Source organism: Fictibacillus barbaricus, assembly GCF_014635025.1.
In the GTDB taxonomy this organism is placed as follows: domain Bacteria; phylum Bacillota; class Bacilli; order Bacillales; family Fictibacillaceae; genus Fictibacillus; species Fictibacillus barbaricus.
Window position 1 is genome coordinate 1070020 of record NZ_BMCE01000002.1, and the last position, 21593, is coordinate 1091612.

At 39.0% G+C, this 21593-nt stretch carries 22 protein-coding genes; 13 read left to right on the top strand and 9 right to left on the bottom strand.

The genetic code is table 11. From position 1 onward, the window contains the following. Positions 1-380 precede the first annotated feature (380 nt). The 3 genes from IEV52_RS14875 (at position 381) to IEV52_RS14885 (ending at position 4119) form a co-directional block, all read left to right on the top strand. A complete protein-coding gene (locus IEV52_RS14875) occupies positions 381-1145 on the top strand; it encodes a MurR/RpiR family transcriptional regulator (RefSeq protein ID WP_188403293.1) in 765 nt (254 codons plus the stop codon). A gap of 208 nt (positions 1146-1353) precedes the next feature. Then, complete coding sequence (gene malX, locus IEV52_RS14880) at positions 1354-2910, top strand: maltose/glucose-specific PTS transporter subunit IIBC (RefSeq protein ID WP_188403294.1); 1557 nt, start codon at positions 1354-1356, stop codon at positions 2908-2910. Between the two features lie 15 nt (positions 2911-2925). Then, positions 2926-4119 carry a MalY/PatB family protein gene (locus IEV52_RS14885; RefSeq protein WP_188403295.1) on the top strand — a complete coding sequence of 398 codons (1194 nt, stop codon included), beginning with the start codon at positions 2926-2928 and terminating at the stop codon, positions 4117-4119. Between the two features lie 260 nt (positions 4120-4379). Here IEV52_RS14885 and IEV52_RS14890 read toward each other — a convergent pair whose 3' ends face one another. From IEV52_RS14890 to IEV52_RS14900, 4 genes are all read right to left on the bottom strand, one after another. Continuing rightward, a complete protein-coding gene (locus IEV52_RS14890) occupies positions 4380-4967 on the bottom strand; it encodes a hypothetical protein (RefSeq protein WP_188403934.1) in 588 nt (195 codons plus the stop codon). 425 nt (positions 4968-5392) lie between these two features. Further along, entirely contained in the window at positions 5393-5518 is a 126-nt protein-coding gene (locus IEV52_RS22595) for a hypothetical protein (protein WP_268234778.1), read from the bottom strand. A gap of 69 nt (positions 5519-5587) precedes the next feature. Continuing rightward, positions 5588-6427 carry an alpha/beta fold hydrolase gene (locus IEV52_RS14895; RefSeq protein ID WP_188403296.1) on the bottom strand — a complete coding sequence of 280 codons (840 nt, stop codon included), beginning with the start codon at positions 6425-6427 and terminating at the stop codon, positions 5588-5590. Between the two features lie 124 nt (positions 6428-6551). Beyond that, entirely contained in the window at positions 6552-6695 is a 144-nt protein-coding gene (locus tag IEV52_RS14900; RefSeq protein WP_188403297.1) for a hypothetical protein, read from the bottom strand. Between the two features lie 184 nt (positions 6696-6879). Between IEV52_RS14900 and IEV52_RS14905 the strand changes: the two genes are divergently transcribed. The 6 genes from IEV52_RS14905 (at position 6880) to IEV52_RS14925 (ending at position 13269) form a co-directional block, all read left to right on the top strand. After that, a complete protein-coding gene (locus IEV52_RS14905) occupies positions 6880-8325 on the top strand; it encodes an FUSC family protein (RefSeq protein WP_205724002.1) in 1446 nt (481 codons plus the stop codon). Between the two features lie 38 nt (positions 8326-8363). Next, complete coding sequence (locus tag IEV52_RS22370; RefSeq protein ID WP_229754305.1) at positions 8364-8804, top strand: hypothetical protein; 441 nt, start codon at positions 8364-8366, stop codon at positions 8802-8804. 84 nt (positions 8805-8888) lie between these two features. After that, positions 8889-9875 carry a Gfo/Idh/MocA family protein gene (locus IEV52_RS14910; RefSeq protein ID WP_188403935.1) on the top strand — a complete coding sequence of 329 codons (987 nt, stop codon included), beginning with the start codon at positions 8889-8891 and terminating at the stop codon, positions 9873-9875. Between the two features lie 53 nt (positions 9876-9928). Then, positions 9929-10786, top strand: a complete 858-nt coding sequence (locus tag IEV52_RS14915; RefSeq protein WP_188403298.1) for a Cof-type HAD-IIB family hydrolase — start codon at positions 9929-9931, stop codon at positions 10784-10786. A gap of 238 nt (positions 10787-11024) precedes the next feature. Continuing rightward, entirely contained in the window at positions 11025-11144 is a 120-nt protein-coding gene (locus IEV52_RS14920) for an FbpB family small basic protein (RefSeq protein WP_188403299.1), read from the top strand. Between the two features lie 646 nt (positions 11145-11790). Beyond that, positions 11791-13269, top strand: coding sequence for an alanine/glycine:cation symporter family protein (locus tag IEV52_RS14925; protein WP_188403300.1), 1479 nt, complete (start codon positions 11791-11793; stop codon positions 13267-13269). Between the two features lie 126 nt (positions 13270-13395). Here the strand turns inward: IEV52_RS14925 and IEV52_RS14930 are convergent, their stop codons facing one another. From IEV52_RS14930 to IEV52_RS14950, 5 genes are all read right to left on the bottom strand, one after another. Continuing rightward, positions 13396-13950 carry an NADPH-dependent FMN reductase gene (locus tag IEV52_RS14930; RefSeq protein ID WP_188403301.1) on the bottom strand — a complete coding sequence of 185 codons (555 nt, stop codon included), beginning with the start codon at positions 13948-13950 and terminating at the stop codon, positions 13396-13398. Beyond that, entirely contained in the window at positions 13944-15338 is a 1395-nt protein-coding gene (locus tag IEV52_RS14935) for an MFS transporter (protein WP_188403302.1), read from the bottom strand. Before IEV52_RS14935 ends, IEV52_RS14930 begins: the two co-directional genes overlap by 7 nt. An 86-nt stretch (positions 15339-15424) precedes the next feature. Then, positions 15425-16015 (bottom strand): TetR/AcrR family transcriptional regulator, encoded by a 591-nt coding sequence (locus IEV52_RS14940; protein ID WP_188403303.1) that lies wholly within the window; start codon positions 16013-16015, stop codon positions 15425-15427. 205 nt (positions 16016-16220) lie between these two features. Beyond that, positions 16221-16733, bottom strand: a complete 513-nt coding sequence (locus IEV52_RS14945) for a hypothetical protein (protein ID WP_188403304.1) — start codon at positions 16731-16733, stop codon at positions 16221-16223. A 409-nt stretch (positions 16734-17142) separates the two neighbouring features. Then, positions 17143-17454 carry a hypothetical protein gene (locus IEV52_RS14950; RefSeq protein ID WP_188403305.1) on the bottom strand — a complete coding sequence of 104 codons (312 nt, stop codon included), beginning with the start codon at positions 17452-17454 and terminating at the stop codon, positions 17143-17145. 430 nt (positions 17455-17884) lie between these two features. Here IEV52_RS14950 and IEV52_RS14955 point away from each other — a divergent pair, with 430 nt between their 5' ends. The 4 genes from IEV52_RS14955 (at position 17885) to IEV52_RS14970 (ending at position 21575) form a co-directional block, all read left to right on the top strand. Further along, entirely contained in the window at positions 17885-18088 is a 204-nt protein-coding gene (locus tag IEV52_RS14955; protein WP_188403306.1) for a hypothetical protein, read from the top strand. Between the two features lie 40 nt (positions 18089-18128). Next, the gene (locus IEV52_RS14960; protein ID WP_188403307.1) at positions 18129-18290 is read left to right on the top strand and encodes a hypothetical protein; all 162 of its coding nucleotides are present in this window, start codon (positions 18129-18131) and stop codon (positions 18288-18290) included. A 577-nt stretch (positions 18291-18867) separates the two neighbouring features. Next, the gene (locus IEV52_RS14965; protein ID WP_188403308.1) at positions 18868-19614 is read left to right on the top strand and encodes an ABC transporter ATP-binding protein; all 747 of its coding nucleotides are present in this window, start codon (positions 18868-18870) and stop codon (positions 19612-19614) included. Then, positions 19611-21575: an ABC transporter permease gene (locus IEV52_RS14970; RefSeq protein ID WP_188403309.1), complete on the top strand. Its 1965-nt coding sequence runs from the start codon at positions 19611-19613 to the stop codon at positions 21573-21575. The genes IEV52_RS14965 and IEV52_RS14970 overlap by 4 nt, the downstream gene beginning before the upstream one ends. Positions 21576-21593: the final 18 nt, after the last annotated feature.

Below are 21593 nucleotides of genomic sequence, written 5' to 3' on the forward strand. Positions count from 1 at the left end.
TCAATTCCCCCTAAAAGTCCTGATTTGACTTCTCTTCCACTCTAGTTCATATTCTCTATTTTTAAACCAAAAACCTTTTGTTTAAGGAGTTTCTCGTACACCTCCACATATTAATTTTTTAATATCGCCTGCATTCTAGGTTTTTAGATATTCTTTTACAAATAAATACAAAATCCTCTATTCATAAAGAAATAGAGGACAAAAATACTATAAAATCTTATTGGCAACCCTGTCCGTTATTTACGGGAGGCTTGGAAGCTTCTGATACCCGATGGCTACGCAAGGATTACTCTTAAACAAAGTATGTCGCTTAAAGACTACCCATTAAAGTATTTCTTGGGTATGCTATATAAAATGAATCATATTGTGTGGTGATGAAGATGAAAACATTCTTGAAACGATTGTCGCAGCATAGAGACCGGTTAAGCCAATTAGAGAAACAGGTTTTAGATTATCTATTAATTAATCCCGATAAAGTTATCAAGTTAAACGTAAATGAACTTGCAAAAGAACTGTTTGTATCAACTGCTACCATTAGCAGAACATGTAAGCAACTAGGTTATGATGGGTTTCAGGATTTAAAATATACGTTAAGTAAATATGTAGATCAGGATAAAGAGGTACATGTAATCTCCTCTACTACCATGTTGTCTCAAATAGATCGAATGAAAGCAGAAATGGATCAGACGCTGCAATCTATCAATGAAGAACAAATCCAAAAAGCAGCATCTTTTATAAAAGAGAGTAACTTTGTTGAATTCTTTGGAGTTGGAGCTTCACACCCTACATGTGTGGAAGCGGCAAGAAAACTAACTTTTTCAGGAAAAATATCTAGTGCACGCGAGGATTGGGATGAATTGAGATGTGTAGCGAATAGTCTGACTGAACAAGACTTAGCCATCCTTGTTTCCTTTAGTGGAGAAACGTTACATATTCTCGAATATGCAAATATCCTAAAAGAAAGAAATGTAAGAACGATTGCGGTTGTAGGCAGACAAAATAGCAGATTACAACAAGAGGTTGATTTAACGTTTCATGCTCAAATTATGAATGGTTATTATGGTGATCTAGATATGAGCTCTAGATTTCCTCTAAGCATCCTTTTAGATTTGATGATCTTAACCTATATGAACAAGAAATCTTGAGGGCTTTCTAGTTAAACTAGTGGCCTCTTTTATTTGTAATAAAAACTTTAACAGATTACTCCCCTATTGCGATAAGTCCTTAAAATGTAAGCATGTTACAAAAAATGTACGGTTCTTACAAGAACCTTGAAAGCGATTGCAACAACTCAGCATACCAGCTAATCTAAATCTGTGTTTACGAGAGATACCTTATAAAGGAGAGTCCAATATGAAAAAAAGCAAGAAGTCTAATTTTTGGGAGTTCTTTCAAGGTTTAGGGAAAACCTTCATGTTGCCAGTAGCACTGTTGGCATTTATGGGATTGCTTTTAGGGATTGGAAGTGCATTTACCAGCCCTACTACAATCGAAACCTTTCCCTTTTTAGGAAATCCAATTTTACAAATTATCTTTAGCTTTATGTCTACAATCGGTGGTTTTGCTTTTACCTTTTTACCAGTACTATTTGCGATGGCCATCCCCTTAGGTCTTGTAAAGTATGAAAAAGGAGTGGCTGCCTTTTCAGGATTTATTGGTTATGTCATCATGCATTTATCTATTAACTTTTACTTAAACGAAACCAAACAGCTAGCTGAAGCCGATCAAATGCGTGAAGCTGGACAAGGAATGGTATTAGGAATACAGACCTTAGAAATGGGAGTTCTAGGCGGAATTATCGTTGGTATTATCGTTTACCTACTTCATAACAAGTTCTATGAAATTCAGTTGCCTGACTCCTTTGCCTTTTTTGGAGGAGCACGTTTCGTCCCTATTATTACTTCACTTACATTAGCAATTGTCGGTATATTAATTCCTATTATTTGCCCAATTTTTGCGTTAGCGATTGCCGGAATAGGATCTATCATTCAAAAAGCAGGTGTGTTTGGCCCGTTCTTATTTGGTGCTGGAGAACGATTATTACTTCCGTTTGGTTTACATCATATTTTAGTTGCTATGATTCGTTTTACAGAAGCTGGAGGTACTCAAGTAGTTGATGGTCAAACGATTTCTGGTGCACTAAATATATTCTATGCACAATTAAAAAGTGGGGCAGCAATCAGCCCTGAAGTAACAGCTTTCTTATCACAAGGAAAAATGCCTACCTTCATGTTTGGATTACCAGCTGTTGCACTAGCGATCTATCATACGGCTCTGCCAGAGAATCGTAAGAAAATAAAAGGACTGCTGATTTCAGGAGTTCTCGCGACTTTCGTAACAGGGATTACGGAGCCGATTGAGTTTCTATTCTTATTCGTCGCTCCAGTATTATATGGTATCCATGTTATTATGACCGGATTAGGATTTATGGTCATGTCATTACTGGGCGTAGTTATCGGAAACACAGATGGCGGAGTATTAGACTTTTTAATCTTTGGTATTTTACAAGGTACGTATACGAAATGGTATCTAGTAATTGCAGTAGGGCTTGTATGGTTTGCTGTTTATTACACGGTGTTCCGTTTTGCGATTACAAAGTTTAATTTAAAAACACCGGGTCGAGAAGCAACTGAAGATGTTACTCAAGAAGTCGCTGTCACAAGTACTAAAAAAGGAAAATACGATGCTCCTAAAATCCTAGACGCGTTAGGTGGAAAAGAGAACATTGATTCACTAGATAATTGCATTACTCGGTTACGTCTTGTCGTTAATGATATAAGTAAAGTAAACCAGCCCGTTTTAAAAGAGTGTGGGGCACTTGGTGTCGTTGTGCTTGATGAGCATAATGTTCAAGTTATCTTTGGTCCTCAAGTTACATCTGTAAAAGCTCAACTAGACAAAATCGTATAAAAAGGTTTGATTGAATTGAAACATTCATTTGATGATGAAATAAACAGATTAGGTACTTTTTGCACACAGTGGGACTATATCGAAGATCGATTTGGAGAAAAGGATCTTTTGCCTTTTTCTATATCAGATACAGATTTCAAAGTCCCTCAAGAGGTACTTGAAGCATTAAAAAATCGAATAGACCACGGAATATTCGGTTATACAAGATGGAATCATGAGGAGTTTAAAGGTTCTATTGAAGAATGGTACCGTAAGAGGTTTTCTTCCTTTATAAATAAAGATTGGATCGCTTATAGTCCCTCAGTCATTTATTCGATTTCAAAGTTAATCGAACAACTTACAGACCAAGGAGATCATATTGTCGTCCAAACTCCTGCGTATGATGCTTTCTTTAAACTAATTAAGGATAATAAGCGCGTCTTATCAGAAAACAAGTTAATTTATGAGAAGTACAAATACTCTATTGATTTTCAGGATTTAGATGAAAAGCTTGCCCATCCCCGAGCTAAAGTATTGATATTATGCAGTCCTCATAATCCGACTGGAAGAGTTTGGACTCGAGATGAATTAAATAAAATCATTTCATTGTGCAAGAAACACGGCGTATATATTATTTCTGATGAAATACACATGGATATTGTACTAAAACCAAATAGGCATATTCCAATTGTAGAAGTTGCTGGTGAATATTTGGAAAATATTAGTATATGTACATCTGCAAGTAAGACCTTTAATACACCTGGACTAGGCGGATCCTATACCATTATTCCAAACGAAATAATAAGAGAGGAATTCCTCCTGACTTTAAAAAATAAGGATGGACTTTCTTCAACAAGTACACTAGGTGCAATTGCTTTGATGACTGCCTACCTTACTTGTGATCAATGGGTAGTTGATTTAAATGCATATCTTAAAGGGAACATGGAAATTGTAAAAGTGTTTCTTGATACACATCTCCCAGCTGCTCATTTTCATGTACCTGAATCGACCTATCTCGCTTGGATTGATATTTCAGATCTACCTTATAGTGATGAACAGCTGCAAAAAGCAATGATTCATCATGGGAAAGTAGCTATAATGCCTGGTGAAATGTATGGGAAGAATGGAAAAGGATTCATACGAATGAATGTGGGCTGCCCTTCCTCAAAAGTTATTGAAGGATTACAAAGGTTAAAGAAAGCTATTCATTATCTTGATAATAAAGGATAATATAAATGAAAAAGGACGGAAACAATCATGTCCTTTCAGAACGTAGACAACCCCATCCCAAATAACTTGAGATGGGGTTGTTTTTTAAGGCCTTTCATACTTTATTACACTGGACATGGCTTGCGGGCATATGTATTGATCGTAGTATTCATCATAGATATATTCGGATTTCTTCGTAAAATATTCTACAATAAAAAAAGCTTGTAGACATGATACTTTGTCTACAAGCTGTAACACTGCTACTAAGTAGTTTTTTTCTGTTATTTGATTTGAATAGCCGATGCCCTGTCGTTCCAATCCGAAGCCATATTAGCAGTTTTACCATACCAATCGGAGTGTCTAAATAAGACTCCTTTGCCATACCCTTGAGTTGATGTATGCTCCCACAGTGTCGTAGAATAGCTTGAGGAAGGTGACGCCGTACTCAAAGAGGAAATTCTGTCATTCCAACTGGAAGACAAGTTTGTAAACCCGTATCTCCAATAAATATACTGCCCGCCTTTATTTCTATGTTCATAAAAATCGGTACAGCAAGAACCGCTGCCCATGATATCGATTTTGTTTTGCAGTCTCTTTTTATCTTTTTCGATAAATGCCTCCAACGTTTCCATGCTTGTAAATCCGTAAGCCAACCAATCTCCCTCTTTATTTTGTTTAGGCAATACCATGGTTACTTTTATGTCATTGTCAGATGTGTTATTGATTTTGGCTTGGGAATCAATATCATTCCCATCCACCGTTAAATAGTGGAACGATTTAATCGTATAATCTTTTTCTTCATACGCCGCGGTTGCTGCTCCCGCCGTTACTGGTGTAAATCCCATTGCAATAACAAGAAAACATATCATGAAAAGAGAAACTTTTCCTCGCAATTTCATCAACTCCCGTATCATTTTATTTTTAGATCTTTGCCTGAAAAAGTGATCAATGTCGAAATCCTACGCGTAAAATCTTGACAGAACAGTGATTCCTGCGTGTTCCCATGGCTTAATCCCGTTGTTATTACACATGTCCTCCTCCTTCCCGCTAGCTTCCCATACGTTTACACAGAACGTGTCAGGTATGCTTTTTGGTTAGGTTATTTTTGGACCGCGGTTCATATAACCATGTTACTCTGCCAATTTATATTATTTAGGTATAATTTGTAAATAGATAATTAGTAATATTCTGTTAATCATACTTTCTCTGCTTCGAACAAAAGTCGAGTTCTTTTATGCCTATAAAATGATACTTTTGAAAGTAAATATCGCATAATGTAAGAGACTTAATGAGTTTATTTTATACGTTTTCCGACAAGGACCGCATCATAGATAAAATCAAAATCCATGACTTGAATCGGTCTTCCGTACCAAATGATCTTATGGTACGAAAAAGTGTCTGCGCATGCGATGCTTTTCAAGAATTTTTTTAGATAAAACTTTATTTTTTTCCAAATAAATAAGACACTCCTCAGAGTGCCTTTTTGATCTCAAGTATTCATTTTTAATGCTTGTTTACTATAACACTCTACTCGATTCAACCATTCCTTAACATGTGCATTCAAAAGCTCTGCTTGCTCAATCTGTAAATTGTGCCCTGCTGTATCGAGTATGGAAAGTGTAGCTCGTGGGTATTTGTCCTGGATATTGTAAGCATCATGGTAGCCCGTAATGTGATCTTGTCTTCCTACAAGGAATACGCATGGCTTTAGAAACTCAATCTGGTCGATTGGAAACGTGAATCCATAAGCTCGGGATATTTTCTCTAAGTGCTCTGGGTCTGCTGCCTTCAATCCTGCTACAACTTCCTCTTTATATCGTTTCCAGTTGTATTCGTTCAACACGACTTGAATGCCGCTAAAGTCTTCCCTTTCCTCTTTTGTTAAGGTTGCCAGGAAGTCATGATCAACTTGCAGGTTGGCATGCTCAGGCAATGTTCTATCTGCATGCGCCGGGATGATCATCGGACAGATGAACGCTGCCCCCCTTACCCGTTCAGGCATTTTGGCGATAATTCCTCTTGTTATGTACCCCCCATAAGACTCTCCAGCAATTAAGAACTCTTGCTTCGGCAGCATGTTATCGATTAGTTCAATCACGGCTTCCAACATTTCATCTGTGTTCTGGATCTCTTTATAATCCTTCGTCTTGCCCATTCCCGGCAGGTCAAGATAGATCCGTCTGTATCCTTCCATCTCCTGAAATATCGGTTCCATGCACCCTTTCATCAGGCGATGGTCAGGAGAGAACCCGTGAATCATCACGATCGGTGTTCCTGTTCCGTATTCTTCATAATAGATATTGGCTTTTGTTACTTTGCAATAAGGCATTGTTCACCACTCCTTTTTCTACAAGAAGGGTTCGGCAATTGGACATGGATATCCTTTGTGTGCTCTCAAAAAAGAAAAAGAGCGAAGATCATAAGCCTGATCTTCGCTCTTTTTCTGATTATTTTTATTTTGGATTCAAAGACGTTAGTTCGAATTCTGGTTTACATTTTTCTTGTTCGGCTAATGTCTGTTCTTTTAGCACGTATCGTGGTACTGGCAGATCTAAAGGCTTCGTTGTTAGCTCGTCATGGTTTGTCATTGATAGCATAACTTATCCCTCCTTACCAGGTTTTAACTTTATCTTACCCTATATATTATATAAAAAAACCATATTTGACAAAAATAGTGCGAGAGTCCTCAACATTTGTCTAAAACATGACTATAGGAGTAGAATATGAAAGAGTGAAATAATTTCATTCATTACATAATTACAATTTATACGGAGGTTCAGCATGAACAAACTAACACAACCTGAACCTGTCTTTCTGCCCCTTTTAAAGCAGGCTTTTGTTTTGAATAAGAGCTCCTTTCCATGGTCAAAGTCACTTCTTGCCGGATTATGCTCAGCCCTTCCTGTCGTAATCGGTCTTTTGTTTGGCAGCCTGCAGTATGGTTTATTGGCCGGAATCGGAGGCTTTACCTATCTATATGTGTTTCATATCCCTTATGCACAGCGCGCGAAAAAATTATTTTTTGCTTTTACAGGTATTGCCGCAGCGGTCGGTTTAGGAACCCTTTTAGCAACTTATCCCTTGGCATCAGCTCTCATGGTCGGTTTGATTGGAATGACTGTTACCTTTATCTTTGGTGCTTTAAAGATTACGGGGCCGGCTGCAATCTTTTTTGTGCTGGTCTTTTTGCTTTCAACCGGCATGCCTATTGATCCGGGACTTGCTCCGCTTCGGGTCGGTCTCGTTCTTCTCGGTGGAATCTTTTCATGGTGTGTGGCGATGGCAGGATTCCTGTTCAACCCGCACGGTCCGGAAACAGCTGCTGTCAAAAAAGCTTATGCAGAACTCGCTGACTTTCTAGAAGCCGTTGGAACAGATCGGTTTTCTGAACAGCGGCATCGGTTTGTTTCAGTCCTGAATACGGCTGAAGATACACTGTTAGCCGGTTACATCCCATGGCGTAAGATCGATCACTACAAGAGGCTTATTCTGTTGATCCATCAGGCTTATGATCTCTATTCAGATATCCTGGAGCATGTTCATGAACAGGATCAACCGCTGCCTAAGAAATTGAGCAAAATGGCAAGGGTTATTTCAGATGCGATTGATCCGAAAGGTGTAAAAGCGGTCAACAAAGCTGAACTGCCTGAATCAAACAACACCCATGTTCAGCAACTTGCACAAAAACTGGACCGATGCGTTCGTATTCAAAAAGAACCTGTTGTGCAAGACATTAAAATCACGAAACCTTCTCTTTTAACTGTTTTTGCAGGAGCATTCGATAAGCATTCCATCGTCTTTCTGACATCTGTACGGTTTGGGATCGTGCTTACATTAGCGGCAATCATCGCGATTTCATTCGATTTCAATCGTTCGTACTGGATTCCGTTATCGTGTGCAGCTGTAATGTCAGGTGCAACCATCATCGCCACGTTTCACCGGGCGATCCAGCGGTCAGCCGGAACAATCTTAGGAATCCTGATTGCATCTTCAATATTATTTTTCCAACCGGAAAGCTATATGATTCCTCTCCTGATCTTTCTGTTTACGTTCCTGACCGAACTCGCTATCGTCTTTAACTATGCAGTGGCAGCCCTGTTCATTACGCCGAACGCTTTGCTGCTTGCTGAGAGCACAACGCAGATGCATACGTCCCTTTTTTTGCATCAGCACGTGTGGTCGATGTACTCATCGGAAGTGCGATCGGACTACTCGGAACCCTTCTGATCAGCAGAAGGCACGCATCGAATCTCCTTCCCCATCTGATGGCAAAAACGATCCGAAGCCAGCAGCAGTTTTTGCTTGCTCTATTCTCAGAGTACGGTAAAGATACGGATCTCGATGATTCGGCAGAGAACCGGAAGATGCAGACCAATCTGACCAACCTTCGCATCGTATACAATACAGCTCTCGGTGAGCTTTCAAAAAACCGATCACGAACCGAGCTTCTTTTGCCAGTTATCTTTTCCCTCGAACAGCTCGGGTATTTAATAGAAGCTTCTGTACAAAAGAAACGGCCTTCCCTTTCAGATCAAGAGCTGGCACAACTGATGCTCGCTTTTGAAGTGATGGCAAAGTCAGCTGAACAACAGAGAGCATTTTCCCAAAAACCTATCCCGGAGTTAAAAGATTTTAAGAAGCTCCAAAAAGAAATCCATGACCTACAATACGGATTAACGGTAAGTATGAACGCGAATGCCACATAGGTTGTGTTCTCCTTAGCGATAGGAGTAGAATACATACTATGCAAAGTTGTAGGCTTTTGCCTACAGATATGAAAGGATGATTGAATCTTGAAATTTGGAGTTATCGGAACGAATTGGATCACAGAAAGCTTTATTGCTGCGGCACGTGAAGTGGAGAGTTTTATATTGAGTGCGGTCTACTCCCGTACGGAAGAAAAAGCAAAGGAATTTGCTGAGAAGAACGGTGCTGAATATATATTTACCGATCTGGAAGAAATGGCAGCAAGCACTGTAATTGATGCCGTTTATATCGCGAGCCCGAACTCTTTTCATGCTGAACACGCCATCACGCTCATGAAGCACGGCAAGCACGTTATCTGTGAGAAGCCCATCGCGTCCAATGTAGCTGAAATCGAAAAAATGATCGCAACGGCAAAGGAAAACAACGTACTTTTGATGGAAGCGATGCGTTCTACCGTGACGCCGAACTTTAAAAGCATTCAGGAGAACCTGCATAAGATCGGAACAGTGCGCCGTTATTTCGGGAACTCGTGCCAGTACTCTTCCCGTTATGACAAGTATAAGGAAGGAACGGTGCTGAACGCGTTCAACCCAGAGTTCTCAAACGGTTCCTTAATGGACATCGGTATCTATTGCCTGTATCCGATGGTCGTTCTTTTCGGAGAGCCTGAGTCCGTGAAGGCAAACGCCTATTTGCTGGAGTCTGGCGTAGACGGTGAAGGCAGCATCCTCCTGAACTATGGTGATAAAGAAGCCGTAATCATGTACTCGAAGATCTCAAATTCCTTTGTGCCGTCTGAGATTCAAGGCGAGAACGGAAGCATCATCATTGACCACATTCAGGACTTGACGAAGATTGAGATTCGTTATAATGATGGAAGAACGGAAGACATTACGGTGGAGCAGGATAAGCCGAAGATGTATTACGAAGCAAAAGAGTTTATCGAACTGATCGAGCGAGGCGAGCTGGAGTCCAAGGTAAACTCGCATGCGAATTCTCTTACTGTCATGAAGATCATGACTGAGGCACGAAGACAGGTTGGGCTGGTTTACCCAGCAGATAACAAGTAATTATTCGTTTGCACACACACTATAAGTCTCTTATAAAAGGAGGGCATAAAATCATGATTATTGCGATTGATATGGACGGAACCTTGCTTAATTCAGATGGAAAGATCAGTGAACGAAATCAAAGAAGTATCCTGCAGTGCCAAGAAAATAATCATCAGGTTGTCATCGCAACCGGGAGGGCGTATAAGGACGCCGATCGCCAGTTAAGAGCTGTCGGTCTTGACTGTCCCATCATCAGCCTTAATGGAGCTGCGATCAACCTGACCGACATGACAGCCATACATGATCTTCCTTTGGATAAAGACAGCCTTATCCCAGTGCTGGAATGGGTACGTGACCAGAATGATCTATATTGTGAAATTTATTGTAATGATAACGTGTACGCGGGTTTGCACAACCGTGAACATTTAGAAAGCCTCTCCCATATTCTTGACGTTCACTCAGAGTTAAAAGAGATTGTGGAGAAACAATTTCAGCAGGCTGTTGTTACTTATATTGACGATATCCGTCAGATTTGGTTAGGAGACAAGGACATTTATAAAGTCCTCATCTTCTCCCTTAACATGGATGCATTACATGGGGCTCAAAATAAATTTTCTGAACTGAGCGGTTATGCCATCACATCCTCCCACCCTAATAACATTGAGATCAATCATGAAAAAGCCACAAAGGGCCAGGCTTTGATCAAACTGGCATCCTATCTTCAGACGGATATGAAAGAAACTATCGTGATCGGTGACAGCTTAAATGATCTGCCCATGTTTAATGTTGCGGGTATAAGAGTTGCCATGGAGAACGCTGCTCCTCTTGTAAAAGAAAAAAGTGACCATATTACATTGTCCAATGATGAAGATGGAGTCTCAGTCATTTTAGAAGAATTACTTTCTAAATCTGAAAAGCTTCCTTCCTAAACCTAAAATAGATAAGAAAAAAAATCCCTTCAAATGAAAGGGATTTTTTTCTCGATAACGATTAACATGCTTCCTAAGGTTTTACGACAGGTTCCGTATCATTTTGGATGCACTCTATCCAGAGCTTTGCTCCCCGATCCCTTTAATTTTCAAAATATTCAATAATTTGTAACATTTGTTCGCTTAATCATGGGAAAATATAGGCTATAATATTCATAAGCAAAGGAAGGTGAATACGATGAGAAAGAAGAATATGATCTCCTTTAAAGAATTAGTAGTAAAAAATAAAAAAGAACTGCTACAAGATAAAAAGGTGCTTGAGCGTATTGAAAAGCGCCTAGAAACAAGACACAATTAACTACTTTACCTCAATTAGTAATTTTAATATAGTTTCCATTTAATTTAGAAAAGTCTCGTGTCATTAATTGTCCGAGGCTTTTTCTAGTATATATAAGAAGTGCAGTAGCTCAACAAAGTGTATAAGTACCGAGAAAGTAACCTTTTCTACATTGGCCGTGCAAGGTGGGTCACTTTTTTGTGTTTTTTTTACATATTTTCACAAACTTTAAATCAAATTCCTTCTATTAAATCAATTGAGTTTCATCAACAATATCTGCTTTTAATTCAAAAAAATTCATTCCTCCCTGATTAAATACGGTTATGTTATTCTTGCTTTTTACTGGTTAAGTTTTCTCATTATTGGTATTGATGTTCTTTAAGGAATACCTCTTAAAGAGCTTTTCGCCAAAAACAAAATGTTTTTACAGACGATATCTAAAGAAGATTATTTCGTTTAATTTACTTCGCTCCATTGGTTATTCATCATAAAAAATTTTACTAATATTTTATTTATTTAATATATTTCTATAATCAAAATATATCGAATATACAAAATATTTCATTGTCATATTATACTGTATTATTTTATACTTTAAATGTCATCTTGTTATACAACATCTTGGGAGCATGAAAATTCATTCTACACACATCAGAGGGGGAAATTTATGTTCGAGCAGCTTGTTACTGGCATTAACGGTTATTTATGGAGCGCACCACTCATCATCTTTATTTGTGCAGTAGGTGTGTACTTTAGTTTGCGGACAAGATTTCTGCAGATTCGTCATGTAAAAGAAATGGTTCGTTTATTATTTTCTGGTAAGAGCTCCAATGAAGGTGTCTCTTCCTTTCAAGCATTAGCAATGTCTTTATCAGGACGAATTGGAGTCGGAAATATTGCTGGAACGGCAACGGGAATTGCATTTGGGGGGCCAGGTTCCGTATTTTGGATGTGGATAATCACATTTATCGGGGCAGCATCAGCTTTTGTTGAGTCTACTCTTGCACAAATCTATAAAGAAAAGCAAGATGGAGAGTATCGAGGCGGTCCTGCATTTTATATTGAAAAGGGACTTGGGTGGAAATGGTTCGCCGTTATTTTTGCCATTGCAACACTCCTTGCTATGGCTGTACTAATGCCAGGTATTCAAGCGAATTCCATTGCGGAGGGCGTTAGCAATGCTTTTGGTATTGATAATACAATTACTGGTTTAGTAGTTGTTTTACTAATGGGTCTTATTATTTTTGGCGGAGTTAAGCGTATCGCGAGAGTTGCAGAATTTCTCGTACCATTTATGGCCATCGGATATTTACTAATTGCAATAGCTATTATTTTGGTTAATTTCGAAAGAATTCCAGAAGTATTTACCCTTATTTTTAAAAGTGCTTTTGGAGCAGAAGAAATGTTCGGTGGTATTCTCGGTTCAACCATTATGTGGGGTGTAAAACGTGGACTATATGCGAATGAAGCTGGACAAGGTACAGGTGCTCACCCTGCAGCAGCCGCAGAAGTATCACACCCGGCAAAACAAGGACTAGTCCAAGCATTTTCAATTTATCTAGATGTGTTCTTAGTCGTTACATCGACCGCTTTCATGATATTATTTACAAATTCATACAATACAGTAAATGAAAAAACCGGGGAAGTCTTAGTTGAGAATCTTAAAGGAGTAGAAAGTGGCCCTGCTTACACTCAAGCGGCCGTTGATACCATCCTGCCAGGATTCGGATCAGGATTTATTGCGATTGCTCTATTCTTCTTCGCCTTCACGACCATTTTCGCTTATTACTATATTGCAGAAACAAATCTTGCTTATCTAGTACAAGGCAAACATAGAAAATTAGCTATGACTTTATTAAAATTTGTCCTCCTAGGCGCCACTTTCTATGGATCCGTAAAGACAGCAGACCTAGCATGGGCAATGGGGGATATCGGACTTGGAATTATGGTATGGTTGAACTTATTTGCTATTCTTTTATTGTTCAAACCAGCAAATATTGCTTTAAAGGATTATGAAGAGCAACTAAAGCAAGGTCAAGACCCTGTATTTAATTCTACTAAATTGGGTATTAAGAATGCAGAATTCTGGGCTAATGGTTATGAAAAAGATGAAGAAGATGAAATAAAAAAACGTATTGCAAATTAATACTTTTAAATCCGTGTTAGAATCCACAAAAAGAAGAAAAAAGAGGAAAAGATAAAGTTCTTTTCCTCTTTTTTTGCTTTTTTAGTGTATACTTCAATTTTAATGTCAAGCCTCCGGAAAAGTTAATTACAGTCTTTGTTCTCGGAGGGCTTTTAACGCGCTGCTCCAAGAGAGAAGTTGGTCTAACATTTCGTTAGCGTTCCTTTGATGGTAATCGGCTGGTTTAAAGACACTCATATTTTCAAAGTCCGTGATAATTGAGAACGTGACAGATGTTCGGACATCAGCAACCTGGAGTTCTCCTAATATAAGTCGCAGGTTCTCGATTGCTCTCGCTCCCCCTAGACCTCCGTATCCTACAAACCCAGCTGCTTTGTTATTGATTTCACGGTTCAGGTAATCGAGTGCGTTTTTTAATACTCCCGTCGTTGCATGGTTATATTCTGGCGTTACAAAGATATATCCATCAAAAGAAGCCATCTTCTTCGACCAAGCTTCAATGATCTGCTCAGCCTCTTGTTGGATAGTTCCAAAGAACGGAAGATTATATGAAGCGAGATCCACAAGTTCAAACTCCACCTGATCGTTTCTATTTGCTGCAAAGTTGTACATCCAGCTGGAAACGGCTTCACCGTTCCTTCCTTCTCGAGTACTGCCGATAATGATACCGATTTTTAACATTTAAGTTCCTCCTTTATCGTTTTTTCTTTTTGTATTGATCGATTCATTAAACTGCGTTTTTGTACGATAAACAGAAAATAAAAAATAGAGATTAAGACATGGAGTAAAGCAAGAACGAAAAAGATGTTGCTATAGACTGCTCCCTCATGAAAGAATGATAGTGGGTTCCATGTTAAATCAGAGCCGATATCGACTACTTTTCCATACAATCCAGTGGCCATCCCACCCGCGATAAAATTCAGCATCGAGAATAACCCCATCCCCACTCCTGTTTTCTCTTTAGACAATGTTAAGGACACCGAGTTCGCCAATGCGATCATCATGAACGTTTGACCTACGTTTCCCAAAATTAAAACCAATGAGATTAAAAAAGCTGTCGATGCTGTAAAAGTCGACAACATCGTAAAACATGAGATTAAGAGAAGGGCGGCAATAAAATAGAGGTGAGCGTTGCCTTTGCTGTCGGCTAGTTTCCCTCCTCTTTTCCCCAGCAGGGCGGAGGCTAAAGCAGCAGGTACCATGGCGAAAGCGATTATACTTGACTTTAATCCGTGAACGTCTGCCAGTAGTAACGGAATCAAAAAGTAAAGAGAGAAACCGATTCCGTTTATGAGAAATGCGATTCCGAGATTTAACGTGTATTTTTTGTTTAAAAATAGCTGGGGTTGTAAAAACGGAGCCCGAACAGTTCTGATCCAAAATACAAAACCAGATAAGGCTATGATCCCACCTATCAACCACCTGCTTCCTTCTGTAACCCCCATTAGGATGAACGTTACGGTAGTTGCGAGCAACCCTCCACCAAGCCAATCAATCCTTTGTGGAGTACCACGTTCATTGCTTAGATATCTGCGATAAAAAGGTAGAGTTAAGATGATTAAAAACGGAATACAAAAAAGCCAGCGCCAGTTTAGGAAATGAATCACTACAGCCGACACGACTGGTCCCAAGGCTCCACCGACGGACAAACCTACAAACGCAGTACCCATTGCCGCTCCTCTTTTCTCTTTGGGAAAGTATCGAATTGGAATTAAAGTAGCTACTGCTGGAATGACAGCTGCTCCAGCTGCCTGCATGACGCGTGCTGTGAGGAGTATCGAGAACGTTTGAGAGAAAAACCCTAAAAGAGAACCTAATGCGATAAAGATTAACCCAAAAGTGAGGAGTTCTTTAAGATTATAACGATCCGCCAGCTTCCCATAGAAGACCGTACCTATCCCATAGATCAAGGCATATGAAGAAGCTACCCAACTTACCTGTGCATTGGTAAGTTGAAACTCATCACTTATCTGTGGCATTACAAAGTTGAACACCAAGACACTCATGGAAGAAAGTGCAAGGGTAATAGTTAATATACTTAAAAGTCTATCTTGGTCCTTATTTTCCATGTTTGTTTTCACCTCCTTTCTAAATGTATGCGCAAATTAAATAAAGGGTGTCAGTACTTACTGACTTTTTGGAGTAAAAATTTTTACTAGGGAGTTAAACCCCTAGTAAAAAGAAACACGCTCTCTTTGATGAAATCTTCAAGGTAGACTGTAGTAAAAGAAGGGTCATTATGAATCCTTCCTAAGGCTGCCCCGTAGTTCATGTATAAAAAAGCAATTGCCATTTTCTCTGGATCTACTTTTATGATTTTCTTTTTTTGCAGCATCTTTTCAAAGTAATCGGTTAAGAATGCCTTTAACTGCTCTGGGTGTTTGTGGGTGGCCTCCCGGAATCCTGGAAGATGTTCGCCGTCCTTCATAGCGATCAGGATCATCTTTCGATTCTGCTGCATGATCTTATGATAGGTGTTACAAACCATTAAAAGATCTTCTTGGAGATCCCATTGTAGGTGCTGATGAAAAAGATTTCTCATTTCTTCCCCGTAGTGGTATTTCTCAAATGCAGCCTCCAAAAGTTTTTGTTTGCTCTGAAAATGCCTAAATAGTGTTTTTTCACTGTACCCGGCAGTACGCGCGATCTCTTCGGTCGTTACCCCGTTATAGCCTTTTTCCGACATTAAATCGATGGCAGCTATCATGAGTTTTTCTGAAGTTTCTTGCTTCCTGTTAGAGCCCATTGTAAAAATCCCTTTCAACTAATGTCAGTGTTTACTGTCATTAATATAAGGGATTCCATTATAATTGTCAATTAATTAACGAACTATTGCAGGATTAATAAGTCAAAGGCTGAAAGGCATCAGACGTATACTAAAAAAGGGAAAAGAACGATTACATTAGGAAAAGATAAGAAAAAGTCAATGAGTGACCTTTTGCTAAAATGTTTTAATCTGCATTGACTCTGTTTTTGCTAAATAAAGAACTTATACAAAGAGTGAGGACACTAAAGAAGATCAACGTGACTACTGTGACAACAACGTTTAAGAAAAGTAACTGACCACATTTGATCAGTACTAAAACGGTTGAAAAAACAAGGGAGATGGATAGGATGATCTTAAGCACAAGATCTAGCCCTGAATCGTTTTTAAAAGGAATGGAACGAAGGAGATCTTTACAGATAAAACCCAGAATAAACAGCGAGACAAACAAGAGAAGACATGGAAAAGCTAGGTTCCAAAAAGGGTCAAAAGACATCTTCCTTAAAACATGTGGTTGATCAAAAGCTTCTTTAATGATACCCCCGAACACTGACCCAAGATTTTGGGCCATTTCTTCAGATAGTACTTCAGCGCTCTTTCCTTTGATTGGTTTAGTCAGTTTATCCGACCAAATATTGAGCAATACTGCTACACCAACTCCCAATGTATGTACTACACACTGAGTGGAAACGTCTTTCACTCTATCTACCTCCAATTTATTCCCTACTCTAACATATATGTAAGAAAGGAAAATATAGGACAGATACCCCTGGTGACAGATTTCTTAATGTCATACTTGGATATGAAGTCTTTTGAGTATTTTATAATATGTCTGATTACTCTATTTATCGTTTAATCATTAAAGTAATATAAGGTTACCCCTTTTATAATAGGCAACCTGTCTCTTTTGGTTGCCTTCATGTTTTTCATCTAGAAACGAATCCAAATATTAAGACCCGAAGATGTTCATCCTCGGGTCTTTTAGGGTATAACGAATTTTTGGGTTGTCGAATCTCTAATACCATCCTGGAAACAGCACGGCATATGGAACACAAAGTCTTTTTATGGAGGACAGATGGAGATTTCACTTCAGAATCAACCTTATTTTTTTAAATAGCAAAATATTGATCCCCTTCGTGAAGTACTGAATAAGTAGGTTTTTGAATCAGTAAATTATCCTTTTTAAAATACATAACAACTAATTCTAACGCAAAAGGCAAGGAATCTTTATCCAAATTTTTATATAATAACTGCAGGTCAAACTTCATCTCCTCAGGATACTCAAAAAACAACGCTAATTGTAGAAAGGTTTTTTCTACCAAATTATAAGACTTTATCTCTTCCTCAGATAAAGCTTCTATAGACAATACATCTTGAACAAACGGAAACTTCTCAACAATTCTTTCAGTTGTTGTTTTCATCTCGAACCCTCCCGTTATTATTTTTAAATAGCGTATCCTATTTTGTTTTCTTCTATCTTCACTTCCTTGTTCCTTCTTATAAACCATAACTTAATTCAATAAAAAACATCGTTAATCAGTTCGAGTTACTTTAACTACCGTAGCATCAACAAAAAAATAATTATGTATTAGATGATATAGTACAATCTAGATTTATAAAGAAATGGGGAATGAAAAAATTGGTAAATTTCAGACTCCCTTTATACATATCTGAAGTTCTTCATCCTCTGTTATGTTTCTGTCTCTCATTTATATTATTATTTTAGTATAAAAGCCCTCACTTATTTTTATTAAGCTACGAACAAATATTAGGATTAAAGATATAAAAACGAAAATAACTAAAGCCATTTCCTAGTGTTCGTAATAAATTCTTGTATGGGAGGACGAGATGATGTATACCACGGAACAGATTATTGCTGAGTTATCAGATGACCAACGAGATGTTGTTGAACAATTCATAAAAACATACCCGAAAGAAATCAGATCGTATGAACTCCTGAATTTTTTAAACATATTACTGTTTGAAAGTGAAGTTAAGGAAATACATCATCGGCTTAAAATGAACAAAATGGTTAGAAGACAAGCAAATCCATAAATTTCTAATCTTTGTTGATAATGGGGGCTTTTGATGAAAAATGAAGAAAGTTCACTTTACGATAATCTTTCCTTTAGAATTATTAGCTGGATTCTATTATGAAATAAATAAGAACATAGAAAATGGAATCTTATCTGATGCTATGTATAATGAAATTAGTTTGATTGAACAAGCCGCTTTAAAAAGGGGTATCCCACTGTAATTCCTAAATGATAGTTTACATATAAGAGACTATAAGAAATAGTTTCTTGTCACCTTATTCCTGTTGCGTCACCTAACCCGTGGTTTCATGTTTAGACGATAGAACCTCAACAGTTTTTAAGATACAGATTTTTGGGGTTGTTTTCACACAGAAACACTAAGACCACGGTTTCCAATAAAACAACCAATCCCCCAAACACATAGTCAAAAACACTTTTATTTATTTTTAAGAGTCTCTTCCTATTCTAAATTCTGAGTCCGGACCAAATTTCACAACTACTTTTATAATGTGAACCCCTTGTAATCGGCATTCATAATCCAAGTACTTTATTAGCTCCTCTTTCTTCATATTTTCAGTTAAATGTATCCAATTCTCTAAATGTCTTATCCCCCTTCATCTTTCGTCACTGTAACTGATCTGTTTGATGGGCAGTTTATTTGATTTTATTTTAGCTGAAAGAAATATTTTACATAATCCCCTCCGAATGTGACAATATTGTAATCTAACATCCTGTTACATCTATGGTTACGAACTTTAAGCCATCCTATAGTAAATAGCAGGAGGAGGAGATTTTACAATGAAACCTGTTATTCAAACGAAAAACTTAACAAAATCGTACGGAAAGACACAAGTCTTAAAGAATATTGATCTGACCATCACAGAGGGTGAGTTCACCGCGATCATGGGACCATCCGGTTCTGGAAAGACCACGTTGATGAACGTGTTATCGACTATTGATAAATTCTCGGGCGGAGATGTGTGGCTGGAGGAGCAATCGTTATTAGATCTGAATAAAAAAGCGTTGCGTACCTTCCGCCAGGAACGAATGGGGTTTATCTTTCAGGATTATAACCTGCTCGATACATTGACGGTTAAGGAAAACATATTGCTTCCCCTTTCCCTTCGAAAATTCTCGACGGAGGAAATGGAAAAACGGCTGCGGCCTATTATAGAGGCGTTAGGAATTACTGACCTTCTAGACAAGTATCCTACTGAAATATCAGGCGGACAAAAGCAGCGAACGGCATCAGCTCGTGCCATCATCACCAATCCTGCTATCGTTTTTGCGGATGAACCGACGGGTGCATTGGACTCCCGTTCAGCCACCCAGCTGTTAGAGCAGCTGTCACATTTAAACCAAGCCTTTCAGACGACCATCCTGATGATCACACATGATCCGTATGCCGCAAGCTATTGTAAGCGGGTTGTCTTTTTAAGGGATGGCGGGATCGTGAACGAACTCTATAAAGGAGATCAGCAGCAAAAGGACTTCTTTGACCGTATCCTGACGATACAAAGTGCCATGGGAGGAAATCAAAGGTGAACTTACTGACTCTAACATTTAGAAACGTTCAGCGCGATTTCCGGCTCTACACGATATATTTAGTGGCTATGATTACAGGGGTAATCATTCATTTCACGTTCTTATCGCTCAGTTACAACCAGGATATATTAGTGATGCTAAAGAACAAAGAGAGCTTTCAAATGGGTGTTACGATTGCCTCAGTGGTGATCTTCCTGTTTATTATTTTCTTTATTCTGTACGCGAACTCTTTCTTTATGAAGCAACGAAAAAAGGAGTTTGGATTGTATCTGCTTTTAGGGATGAAAGAAAGCCAGGTTACGCTGATGGTATTTTTTGAATCGTTGTTGATCGGGGCTGTTTCTCTTGTTATAGGGATACTCCTTGGGGGCTTGTTGTCTAAATTCTTCGGGATGCTGTTGATGAATTTGATGCAGTATGACAATGTGATCACACTAAACTTCCCCATCCAGGCGATTGTTTTGACCATCGTGCTGTTTCTGGGACTAACGGTTCTTACAAGTGTTCAGAGCTTCTTTTTGATCCGCCGGGTTCAGCTCGTTGAATTGTTTCACGCCAAAGAAAAGATGGATAAACCGATTCCATCCTCTTTTACACTGGCAGCACTGTCCGTTGTGTTATTAGGAGCAGCCATTTTCCTTATCACAAGAGGCAGAGGCTCTAATGTTTGGCAAGATCATACGACCTTTGCAATGATTACCGTCACGATCGGGATGATTGGAGGCACCTACTTGTTCTTCCGTCAGTTTTCAGGCTGGCTGCTCCAGCGGATGAGTAAAAGCCCTCATTATTATAGAGGAAATAAACCATTATGGATCTCATCGCTCCGTTTTCAAGTAAGAGGCAACACATTAAACCTAACCTTTATCTCGTTATTCAGTTCCGCTATCATTTTCCTGATCGGTTTCGTTGCCATCAATTACGCGGTCCAGTTTGAAGCGGTAGGAAGGAACCTGCCTAACGATATTGCCTATCAGTCATTGGATGAGGAAACCAACAAAGATATTCAAACGGTCATAAAGGACTCCGAGCACACGGTTGAATACCACAGAACCATTTCGGGGATCCCGGGTAAGCCTGTCTCTGCTATGAGTCTTGCTTTTGACGAACCAGATTATTTTTCAAAAGACGTCCTTTTGTTTTCTGAAAAAGCATATAACGAGATCGTGGCATTGCGTGGAGACCCGGAAAAGATCAATCTGAAAGATGATGAAGCCGTTTCCCTTAGTCAAGGAACGGATTTCGCTAAAAGGTTGCCCAAAGGTCAGCAGCCACGCTTTCAGATCGAAGCAACAGAAAAGGTTACTGTTACCATCGTGGAAATGAAGGATTACGCCCTATTAGGCTGGGCGAGCGATCCGGAGGAATCCATGCTGATCAAACCAGCTATCGTGGTAGTGTCAGATGAAGTTTATCAAGAACTTGCAGCTAACGTTCAGCCGATCCCTTTTGAGATCTATGAAATTGAAAACGAAAAACGGGCCGAATCCTTATCGAAGAAAATACACGATCTTATGGCCAAGAAAGAAGGAGCCTATTATTCTTCCTTCGCCGATGTGTATTCGAAACAGATCGAGGGCTCTTCCCTGCTTCTGTTCTCTGCCACTTTTCTTGCGGTCATCGCGCTGTTTGCCTTAGCAAGTGTGATTTACTTCAAGCAATTGCGTGAAGCAACAGAAGAACAGAGACAATATTCGATTCTTCGCAAGTTAGGGACAGCCGACCGTGAGTTTAAGAGTGTGATCCGAAAACAGCTGTTCTTTGTTTTCTTCCCGCCTCTTGTTCTCGGCATGCTTCATGGCTGGCTCATTCTCAAATATTATATCTTGGATTCCATTCAGGATTTCCCTCAGATTACGAATATGATCTGGCTCGTCTTTGCGGTTTACTTCGTTATCTATCTGTTGTTTTACCTGTCTTCCGCGAAGATCTACTTTAGAATCGTCAATCAAAGATACTAACATACAAAAAACCGCAGC